This is a genomic window from Mycobacterium sp., from assembly GCF_035499775.1.
In the GTDB taxonomy this organism is placed as follows: Bacteria; Actinomycetota; Actinomycetes; order Mycobacteriales; family Mycobacteriaceae; genus Mycobacterium.
Genome location: NZ_DATJYB010000336.1, coordinates 1 through 3,381 on the forward strand (window position 1 = coordinate 1; position 3,381 = coordinate 3,381).

3 protein-coding genes are annotated in these 3,381 nt (G+C 68.0%); 1 reads left to right on the forward strand and 2 read right to left on the reverse strand.

Translation table 11 applies throughout. The annotated features are described in order from the left end of the window. Nucleotides 1-787: hypothetical protein (locus VML93_RS21275; RefSeq protein WP_325613739.1), on the forward strand; the 787-nt coding region annotated here is incomplete at its 5' end. Between the two features lie 137 nt (nt 788-924). On the opposite strand, the gene istB is transcribed toward VML93_RS21275, so the two are convergent. Both istB and VML93_RS21285 read right to left on the reverse strand, forming a co-directional pair. Then, on the reverse strand, nt 925-1,746 hold the full coding sequence (gene istB, locus VML93_RS21280; RefSeq protein ID WP_325613741.1) for an IS21-like element helper ATPase IstB: 822 nt from the start codon (nt 1,744-1,746) through the stop codon (nt 925-927). Next, a complete protein-coding gene (locus VML93_RS21285) occupies nt 1,743-3,077 on the reverse strand; it encodes a Mu transposase domain-containing protein (RefSeq protein WP_325613742.1) in 1,335 nt (444 codons plus the stop codon). Before VML93_RS21285 ends, istB begins: the two co-directional genes overlap by 4 nt. Between the last annotated feature and the right edge of the window lie 304 nt (nt 3,078-3,381).

The following is a 3,381-nucleotide window of genomic DNA, read 5'->3' on the forward strand; positions in this document are numbered from 1 at the left end:
GGTCGTGGACGGCCAGCAGCGCCTCCGTTCGATCATCGACTACAAGGCCAATGCCTTCACCGCCCGACACCCCCGACACGGGCGTCGCGTCTACTTCCGAGATCTCAATGAATCTGAGAAGCGTGACTTCCTCATGGCGAAGCTTCCAGTGGCGTACCTCGTCGGTGCGGATGACGCCGACGTTATCGAGATCTTCGGCCGCCTCAACGCCGTGTCCAAGACGCTCAATGCACAGGAGAAGCGGTCAGCGCAGTACAGCGGAGAATTTCACCAGTTCTGCCTTTCACAGGCCGCCGAACGCCTTCCGATCTGGCGTGGCCTGAACATCTTCGGCGCTGCGGAGATTTCTCGGATGGCTGAAGTTCAGTTCACTGCTGAGCTTTGCATGGCGCTCACGCTCGGCATGTCGGATTTCAGCGCCGCGCGGGTGGACGCGGCCTACCGAGACTGGGATGACGACTTTCCGCAACGAGCGTCCGTCGAGAAGCGCCTAGAACGAGTTTTCAAGGTCACCACGGCACTGCGGCCCGAGACCATCAAAGACTCGATCTTCAGTAGGTCGCCCGTGTTCTACTCACTGATCCTCGCTCTGGACAGCCTTCGTCGTATCCCACCTAAGGGTGTCCTCGAAGAGGCCCTTGCCGACATCGACGCGCGGTTCAACGACCCGCGCCCGGCCTCAGAGCGGCCTGAAGCGGACGTTGCCTTTGTGGCCGCATGCACCTCCAGCACACAGAGAATTAGATCGAGAGAGACACGGCTGCGCTACATCATCTCGTTCCTTTAGGGAGCGCGACATTGCCCGTACCAAACGTCGTGGTCCCGTACACCCAACTACGGGAGCGCTGCGATCGCCACTGATCACGCTCACCGAAATTCCCCAGGGTTGCTCATCGAATTTCCCCACCCTGGGCGGTGGTGAGTTTAGGGGTCGGCGGGTCGTGTCGCTCGGTTGGCTCGTTTGAGTCTGTCGGTGCGGGCGTGGTGGTCGCGCAGCCGGTAGGACTCGCCGGTGATGTCGAGGACGACGGATCGGTGCAGCAGCCGGTCGAGCAGGGCGGCGGCGACGGTGGTGTCGCCGAGGATCTCGCCCCAGCTGGTGATCGGCCGGTTGGTGGTCAGGATGATCGATGTTTTCAGGTAGCGCTGGTTGACGACTTGGAACAACGCGGACGCGGCTTCGGCGGGTAGCGGCAGGTAACCGAGCTCGTCGATGACGAGCAGGGTGGGGCCGGCGAAGAACCGCATGGTGGTGGACCAGCGGCCTTCGATCGCGGCGCGGTGGCAGCGGGCGGTGAGGTCGGCGGCGGTGGTGAAGTAGGTGCGGTAACCGGCTTCGACCGCGGCGCGGGCGAGCCCGACGGCGAGCATGGTCTTGCCGACGCCGGGTGGGCCGATGAGCAGCACGTTGGTGGCGGTGTCGAGATAGCGGCAGCTGGCGAGGTCGTTGATCAACTGCGGGTCGACGCCGGGTTGGGCGTCGTAGTCGAAGTCGGCGAGCGTGGCCGGGGTGGGCAGGCAGGCGAACCGCAGCCGTCCGGTGAGCTTGCGGGCGTCGGTGGCCTCGCACTCGATCGCGAGGAGGCGTTCGAGCGTTGCGGTCAGTGACAGCCCTTCGGCGCGGGCCGCGTCCAGGACGGCGGGCAGCGCTTCGGCGGCCGCGGCGAGCTTCAGCGCGGCGAGATGGCCGCGCAGCTTCTGGTAGCCGGCGGCCTCTTTCGCGGTCATCGGGGTGGTGTCGGTCATGGCAGGTCCCTTCGGCGTTCGGCTGCCGCGGCATAGGCGGCGAGGTCAATGACAGGTGCGGTGGTGGGCTCACCGAGCAGGGCGGCGGCGGCCGCGCGGGCGGCGGGTCCGGGTGGGATCCGGACCTTCCCGCGGTGCGGCGCCGCGGTGGTGAACGCGGCCAGCGCGGCCGTCTCGAGCGCGGCGACATGACCTTCGGTGCGGATCGTGACACCGGCACCGTCCGGGGCTCGGCGATGCCGGGCGACCACTACCCCGCCCGCGGTGACGACGTCGATCGTGAGCGTTCCCAACCGGTGCGTGACATGCACGACCGACCCGGCGAGTTCCGGTGGCACCGAGTACCGGTTCCCGCGGAACGCCACCAGCGCCTGCGGCCGGACCGTGCGGGTCACGTCGAGGACAGCCGGGAACGATAGGGCCGGCAACGGCCGCAGCCGTTCCAGTCCGGCGATCTGAGCCACGGTCAGCTTCGTGCCGGCATCATCGACGACCCGGCGCCGCGCGTCGGTGATCTTCTCGCAGAAGCCGTCGAGGCGCTGCTGCGCCGCGGCGATCTCGATGTCATCGGGCAGGGTCCGCCACCAGCGTTGCGCCGCGGAGTGGTTCGCCTTCTCCACCACCCCTTTGCGGTTCCCGCGCCGTGGCGGGCAGAGCGCGACCGTGACCCCGTAGTGCTTCGCGACCTGGGCGAACGTCGCGTTCAGCTTGCCTGAGTGCGGGTTCGCGACCGTCGCCATCCGGTCGAAGCGCCATTGGCGGGTCAGCCCACCGAGGCGGCCCGCGACCAGGTGCAGGCCGTCGACCAGATGAGAGGCGTCCATCGACTCCGCGAGGACGCCGCGCCACTTGCCCGAGTGTGCGAGCGCGCCGACGAGCAGGAACGCTTTGCCGCGGTAGCCGTCCCAGTGCCCGGGCGGGTCCGGCAGCTCTAGCCAGTCCCACTGGGTCTCCTCCCCGGCCGGGTGGTCGATGATCGCGACCGGCCGGCCGGCCGTGGGATGGCACGGCTCACACGCCGGCCGCACCGACCGGGCCCGCAACGCCCGGGTGAACGACGGATACGACCCGTCGTAACCCAGCGCGGTGACCTCGTCGAACAACGCCGTCGCCCAAAGGTGCGGGTCCTCACGCAGCCTTGCCCGGCAATACTCGGCGAACCGCTCGAACCGGTCCGGCCCGGCCGGCTTGCGTTGCCCGGCGACCCGCTCACCCGACAAGTAGGCGCGGACCGTCTTGCGGTCCACGTCCAGATGGCGGGCGATCGCCGAGATCGACCAGCCCTGCGCGCGCAGCGCGTGCGCTTCCACATCGTCCTCCCGTGACAGCATCCGAACCTGAGTCCCTTCGATGGCTTGCTGCTTGGCAGCGCGAGCCTCGAAGGGACTCCTTGCTTCGCGCCGGCAGACACGCCGGCAGCCGCCCCGGGTGGGGAATTTCAGTGAGCAGGTCTGGGGAGTTTCAAATGAGCGTGGTCAATTGTCCGGGTCGGACGGCTACGCCTGGGCTCTGGCCCCCGCTTGCTCGGGGCCGAGCTGCCTCAAAGAGACCGTCTTCCGCATCGATCCGGACGGGCGCATCGAGCGCCGCGACATCCCGCCGACTCGGGTCGACGCGGATGACCGTCTCGGTGGA

Bases quoted from the DNA above. Each gene is read 5' to 3' on its own strand.
- istB (WP_325613741.1), bottom strand. From the start codon at position 1,746: ATGACCGACACCACCCCGATGACCGCGAAAGAGGCCGCCGGCTACCAG.
- VML93_RS21285 (WP_325613742.1), bottom strand. From the start codon at position 3,077: ATGCTGTCACGGGAGGACGATGTGGAAGCGCACGCGCTGCGCGCGCAG.